This is a genomic window from Sphingomonas sp. (assembly GCF_035555815.1).
In the GTDB taxonomy this organism is placed as follows: Bacteria; Pseudomonadota; Alphaproteobacteria; order Sphingomonadales; family Sphingomonadaceae; genus Sphingomonas.
On the sequence record NZ_DATMGG010000054.1, the window covers coordinates 1 to 5868 of the forward strand.

Genomic DNA, 5868 nt, shown 5'->3' on the forward strand with positions numbered 1-5868 from the left:
GCCAGCACCGGCTTGTCGGTGGCGAGCAGCAGCGTGGTCGCCAGATCGTCGGCCATGCCGGCGGCCATGCGCGCCATCAGATCGGCGGTGGCGGGGGCGACGACGATCAGGTCGGCCTGGCGGCTGAGCTGGATATGGCCCATCTCCGCCTCGTCCTTCAGATCCCACAGCGTGGTGTAGACCTGGTTCTCGCTGAGCGCGGCCAGCGTCATCGGCGTGACGAAGTGCTGGCCACCCTCGGTCAGCACGCAGGTGACACGCATCCCGGCCTTGCGGATCAGCCGCACAAGCTCGCACGCCTTGTACGCGGCGATACCCCCGCCGACGATCAGCAAAATCCGCTTCATGTGCTCACTCTCTGGACCCGGACGCGGCGCCTGTCGAGCAGCGCGCTGGCCAGGTCGCGCAGCCCGTCCGGCGCAAAGGCCAGTCCGACGAGGATCATCGGCGCGACCAGCAAGCCCTGCGCGACATCGCCCGGCCCGGCGAGCAGCCCGAGGACCAGCGCGTAGGCGCAGAATACGGCCAGCGCGCGCAGCGCCAGCGCGTCGCGCCAGCACGCCCAGCCGAACAGCGCGAGCACGATCAGCGGCGCGGCGATCGCGAGCGGCAGGAAGCGCAGCGCGGTGGTCGCCGCTGCCGCCTGAAGGAACAGGCCGAACCCCGGCATCCCCGCCCAGCCGGCGGCCGCGGGATCGAGCGGGCCGGTCACCTGCGCCACGGCATGGGCATGGGTCGCGACCGCGACCGCGAACAGCAGCAGCGCACCGGTCCAGCCGAGCGCCTCGCGCCGCCGCCCCTCGAGCAGCGCCATCGCCGCCATCACCACCACGAACACCGCCGCGCTTTCCCGTACCAGCATCGCCATCAGCGCGATCGCCGCCGGGGCCAGCCAGCGTCCCGGCGTGCGCAGCGCCAGCGCCAGCGCGACCAGCAGCCCGGCCCACAGCTCGTGCGCGGCGATCAGGTCGGACTGGAGGAACGTCGCGAGCCCGCCGCCGAGCAGCACCATCGCCGCGAACCGCGCGGGCGGACGTGGCAGCGCCGGCTTCAATCGGTGCCACCAGGCCATCGCCACCGCCAGCACCAGCAGGCCGAGCAGCACCAGCGTGGCCGTAGGCGGCAGCGCGGCCTGGACGACGCTGTGCGCGGGGAGGCGAAACGCGAAGAACGGGCGCAGCGGATAGGCGCCGGCGCGCAGCGAATCGGCGGTGAGCTGATAATAGCCGCCCCCCGCGCGCAGCCCGGCGATCACGCTTTCATACACCGCCAGCGCCGGGGTCTCGGCCAGCGCATCGGCGGGTGGCGCGGGGGCCTTCAGCGCGATCAGGCTGGCGATCAGCAGCAGCAACAGCGCGCCGCCGGCCCACAATGCGCGGCGGCGAGACAGCCCGGCGAAACGGCTTGGATGGGCCAGCCACAGCGGGGGCAGCGGCCGCGCCATCAGTGGATCAGCAGGGTCGCCGCCACGCCCGCGCCGGCCGCGATCAGCGCGACCAGGCCATAGCGCCAGCCGCCGCCGACCCGTACCACCTCGATCTCGCGCAGCGGCGGAGCGGGCGGGGCGCCGCCGGGACTGGGATAGCGGCGCTCGATGTTGCGGATCAGCGCGGGCAGGCGGGCGACGGTCCGCAAATCGTCGATCAGCCGATCGGCCAGCGCCGCTTCCGGTCCCAGTTCGGTGCGCAGCCATTCGCCGACGAACGGTTCGGACGATTCCCACATGTTGATGTCGGGATCGAGCGCGGTGGCGACGCCCTCCACCACCACCATCGTCTTTTGCAGCAGCAGCAGGTGCGGCTGGGTCTGCATGTCGAAATCGCGGGTGATGGTGAACAGCCCGTCGAGCATCGCGCCGACCGACATGTCCTTGACCGGCAGCCCGCGCATCGGCTCGCCCACTGCGCGCAATGCGGTGGCGAATTCGGCGACGTCATGGTGGGGCGGGACATAGCCCGCCTCGAAATGGATTTCGGCGACGCGGCGGTAATTGCCGGTGATCAACCCGTAGAGGATCTCCGCCAGCCACACCCGCGCGCGGCGGTCGATCCGGCCCATGATGCCGAAATCGATCGCGGCGATTCGATCGCCCGGCAGCGCGAACAGATTGCCCTGATGCATGTCGGCGTGGAAGAAACCCTCGGCGATCGCCTGCCGCAGGAACGCGCGCACCAGCTTGGTCGCCAGCGCCGGCAGATCGTGGCCGGCGGCGATCAGCGCGTCCCGGTTCGACAGCTTGATGCCGTCGACCCATTCGAGCGTCAGCACCTTGCCCGACGTGCGTTGCCAATCGATCGCGGGGACGACGAAATCGGGCTCGGCTTCCATCCCCTCGGCCAGTTCGGAGGCCGACGCGCCTTCGCGGCGCAGGTCCAGTTCCCGCGCGGTCCACCGCTTGAAGCTGGCGATGACCAGCCGGGGACGCAGCCGCGCCGCCTCGCCGCCCATCGCCTCGACCTGCGCGGCGGCCCATTCATAGGTGTCGATCGCCTTGGTGAACTCCGCCTCTACGCCGGGGCGCAACACCTTGACCGCGACCTGCCGCCCGTCGGTAGTGGTCGCGCGGTGGACCTGCGCGATCGACGCGGCGCCGATCGGCACCGCATCGATGGCGGCGAACAGATCGGACAGCGGCCGGCCGAAGCTGGCGGCCATCACGCGCTCAATGGCCTCGAACGGAACCGGGGGCAGCGCATCCTGCAGCCGCAGCAGATCGTGCGCCGCGTCCTCCCCGACCAGATCGGGGCGGGTGGCCAGCGTCTGGCCCAGCTTGATCGCCGCCGGGCCGATCGCCTGGAACGCATCGGCATAGCGCGGCACCGCCGGCACCCGCGCGCCGAACCGGGCGATCCGCGCCAGGCGTCGCACCGGCGCCGGGGTGTTGAGATCGCGCTCGATTCCCCGCAACGCGCCGTGGCGCGCCAGGATGCGGCCCCATTTCAGCAGGCGCCACAGGTGGACGACGGGTTGGGTCAAATCTTCCAGCCGCTGTGGATCGCGACCAGCCCGCCCAGGATCGGCTCGGCGCGGGTGCGGACGAAACCGGCGTCGGCGATCATCGATTCGAACGTCGCCATGTCGGGGAAGCGCCGGATCGATTCGATCAGATAGCGATAGCTGTCCTCGTCATTCGCCAGCAGCTTGCCCAGCCTGGGCACCAGATGGTGCGAATAGGCGTCATAGATGTCGGCGAAGCCGGGCCACAGCGTCGTCGAGAATTCGAGGCAGAAGAACCGCCCGCCCCGCCGCAGCACGCGGTGCGCCTCCCGCAGCGCGGCGGGGATGTCGGTGACGTTCCGGATGCCGAACGCGATCGTGTAGGCGTCGAAGAAGCGGTCGGGGAACTGGAGCGACTCGGCGTTCGCCTCGGTCCACACCAGCCCGTCGATGCCGCGTTCCTGCGCGCGCGCGACCCCGACCTCCAGCATCGCCGGGTTGATATCGGCGACGGTAACGCTCGCGCCCGACCGGGCGAGGCGAAAGGCGATGTCACCGGTGCCGCCGGCCATGTCGAGCAACTGCTCGCCCGCCTGTGGCTTCACCCGCCGCACGAAGCGATCCTTCCACAGCCGGTGCATCCCCCCGGACATGGCGTCGTTCATCAGATCATAGCGGCTGGCGACGCTGGCGAAGACCTCGCCGACGCGACGGGTCTTGTCGCTGGGCGCGACCTCTTCATAGCCGAAGGAGACGGTGTCGGACATGCCGACGCTCTAGGGTTTGTCCGCATCAGCGGCAATGGTTGTGATGCGCGCCGAGGCGGGGTTGTCCGGGGCGTGAAGGCGACTTAGCTCAGCCCGATGCCCGAGCTTCCCGAAGTCGAGACGACCGTGCGCGGTCTGGCCCCGGTGCTGGAGGGGCAGGCGATCGCGCGGGTGACGCTGCGCCGCGCCGACCTGCGCCGGCCGATGCCGCACGATCTGGGGCAGCGGCTGACCGGGGCGACGGTCACCGCGCTGGGGCGGCGCGCCAAATATGGGCTGATCGACACCGATCGCGGCGACACGCTGATCTTTCATCTCGGCATGTCGGGGCGGTGGCGGGTCGATCCGGCGGAGATCCTGCCGCACGACCATCTTGTGCTGGAAACGCGGGCGGGGCGCCGGCTCGCGCTCAACGATCCGCGCCGATTCGGCTCGCTCGATCTGGTGCCGACCGCCGAGCTGGCCGAGTGGCCGGCGTTCAAGGCGCTCGGACCGGAACCGCTCGGCCCCGATTTCACCGGCGCCTATCTCGCAACCGTGCTCGATGGCCGCAGCGCGTCGATCAAGACGCTGCTGCTCGACCAGCGGCTGGTGGCGGGGCTGGGCAATATCTACGTCTGCGAGGCGCTGTACGAAGCGCGGATCGCGCCGACCCGGCCCGGCGGGAAGATCGGTCGCGCCGCGCTCGACCGGCTGGTGGTGGCGGTGCGCGAGGTGCTGGAGGCGGCGATCGCGGCGGGTGGCTCCACCCTGCGCGACTATGCCCGGCCGGACGGCGAGCTGGGCTATTTCTCGAAGCAGTTCCAGGTCTATGGCCGCGAGGGGCAGCCGTGCGCGTGCGGCGGCATCGTCGCGCGGCGTGTCGATGGCGGTCGCTCGACCTTCTGGTGCCCCGCCTGCCAGAAATGACCGCCCCCGCGCGACCGACTCAGGTTGACCCGCGCACGGGCCTTCGCTAAGGGCCTCGCCTTTCCGCGGCCTGATCGGCTGCATTCAGGACAGGCAGGAACACAACGACATGGCGAATACGCCACAGGCGAAAAAGCGCATTCGGCGCAACGATCGGCGCGCGGAAGTCAACGGCGCGCGCGTCAGCCGCATCCGGACGTTCGTGAAGCGGGTTGAAGCCGCGCTCGACGCCGGCGACAAGGTCGCGGCCACCGCCGCGCTGGCGGCAGCGCAGCCGGAAATGGCGCGCGGCGTCGCCAAGGGCGTGTTCCACAAGAACACCGCGTCGCGGAAGTTCTCGCGCCTGACCAAGCGGATCGCCGCGCTGGGCTGATCCCCGCGCCGACGTCGCACAGCAAAAGCCCCGCCGGGTCCGTCCCGGCGGGGCTTTTGCTGTGTCTCGCGCCTGTCACAAAGCTTTCACGGAAAAGGCAGGATTCTCCGCGATTCGCGACATACTTCTCCGAAGAAGTTTGGATAAGCTACCGGCAAACAAGTATATTCCAAGAAATCCGACGCGAATCCGTGAGTCAACACCTATATTTCAAAATCTTTACATACGGCGGGCTTGATCGACTCACACGGACGTTCGTAAACAGTCCGTCCGGGCCGCGTTCGTCGCCCGGCACTCACATTCTGGCATCTGCAGGCGGGACGCGATTCCGGCTGTGGGGGCGCTTGTCAGCAAGAAAAACCGGCCGGCGGGGTGCATCCCGGCCTAAACCATAAAGGTAGTGCACGTGGGCGGGATGGCAGTGGGGCGCGACGGTTTGGACGATGCGGTGGCAAAGGCGTGGAACCGGGTGCGGACCAATCTGCGCCATTCGGCCGGCCAGCGCCTGTTCGACCAGTGGCTGAAGCCGGCGGTGCTGATCGACGGCAGCGATTCGGAATCGGTCCGCCTGGGCTTTCCCACCGCGTTCATGACCACCTGGGTCAAGAGCCACTATGCCGACCGGCTGTTCTATGAATTCCGCGCGATCCTGCCCGACGTGCGTTCGGTGTCGATCGAGACGCTGAGCGACGCCCGGCCGCAGCGCGTGCTGACGGTCGATTCGCCGGCCCCGGCCGACCTGCCCGAGCGCGCGCCGGCGAAGCGCGGCCAGACCCACAGCTTCGACGCGCGCTTCACCTTCGACCGGTTCGTCATCGACACGTCGAATCGCGTGGCGTTCAACGCCGCCCGCCTGCTGGCGGAGCCGGGGACGCCGCGGTT

General features: G+C 69.7%; 7 protein-coding genes. 3 read left to right on the top strand and 4 right to left on the bottom strand.

Annotation, left to right across the window (positions count from 1 at the left end; all coding sequences use genetic code 11):
• From VNR91_RS03070 to VNR91_RS03085, 4 genes are all read right to left on the bottom strand, one after another.
• On the bottom strand, window positions 1–347 hold a 347-nt coding region (locus tag VNR91_RS03070), incomplete at its 3' end, for a flavoprotein (protein WP_325489322.1).
• Window positions 344–1444 carry a hypothetical protein gene (locus tag VNR91_RS03075; RefSeq protein ID WP_325489323.1) on the bottom strand — a complete coding sequence of 367 codons (1101 nt, stop codon included), beginning with the start codon at window positions 1442–1444 and terminating at the stop codon, window positions 344–346. The genes VNR91_RS03070 and VNR91_RS03075, both read right to left, overlap by 4 nt.
• A complete protein-coding gene (gene ubiB, locus VNR91_RS03080; RefSeq protein ID WP_325489324.1) occupies window positions 1444–2976 on the bottom strand; it encodes a 2-polyprenylphenol 6-hydroxylase in 1533 nt (510 codons plus the stop codon). The genes VNR91_RS03075 and ubiB overlap by 1 nt, the downstream gene beginning before the upstream one ends.
• Window positions 2973–3704 (bottom strand): class I SAM-dependent methyltransferase, encoded by a 732-nt coding sequence (locus tag VNR91_RS03085; RefSeq protein WP_325489325.1) that lies wholly within the window; start codon window positions 3702–3704, stop codon window positions 2973–2975. Before VNR91_RS03085 ends, ubiB begins: the two co-directional genes overlap by 4 nt.
• A 96-nt stretch (window positions 3705–3800) precedes the next feature.
• On the opposite strand from VNR91_RS03085, the gene mutM reads away from it, so the two are divergent.
• From mutM to VNR91_RS03100, 3 genes are all read left to right on the top strand, one after another.
• A complete protein-coding gene (mutM, locus tag VNR91_RS03090) occupies window positions 3801–4613 on the top strand; it encodes a bifunctional DNA-formamidopyrimidine glycosylase/DNA-(apurinic or apyrimidinic site) lyase (protein ID WP_325489326.1) in 813 nt (270 codons plus the stop codon).
• A gap of 109 nt (window positions 4614–4722) precedes the next feature.
• Entirely contained in the window at window positions 4723–4986 is a 264-nt protein-coding gene (gene rpsT / locus VNR91_RS03095; RefSeq protein ID WP_325489327.1) for a 30S ribosomal protein S20, read from the top strand.
• 415 nt (window positions 4987–5401) lie between these two features.
• Window positions 5402–5868 (top strand): DnaA N-terminal domain-containing protein (locus VNR91_RS03100; RefSeq protein ID WP_325489328.1); only part of this gene is annotated, 467 nt, incomplete at its 3' end.

Coding starts and splice junctions, on each gene's coding strand:
- rpsT (WP_325489327.1), top strand. CDS start 4,723: ATGGCGAATACGCCACAGGCGAAAAAGCGCATTCGGCGCAACGATCGG.
- mutM (WP_325489326.1), top strand. CDS start 3,801: ATGCCCGAGCTTCCCGAAGTCGAGACGACCGTGCGCGGTCTGGCCCCG.
- VNR91_RS03085 (WP_325489325.1), bottom strand. CDS start 3,704: ATGTCCGACACCGTCTCCTTCGGCTATGAAGAGGTCGCGCCCAGCGAC.
- VNR91_RS03075 (WP_325489323.1), bottom strand. CDS start 1,444: ATGGCGCGGCCGCTGCCCCCGCTGTGGCTGGCCCATCCAAGCCGTTTC.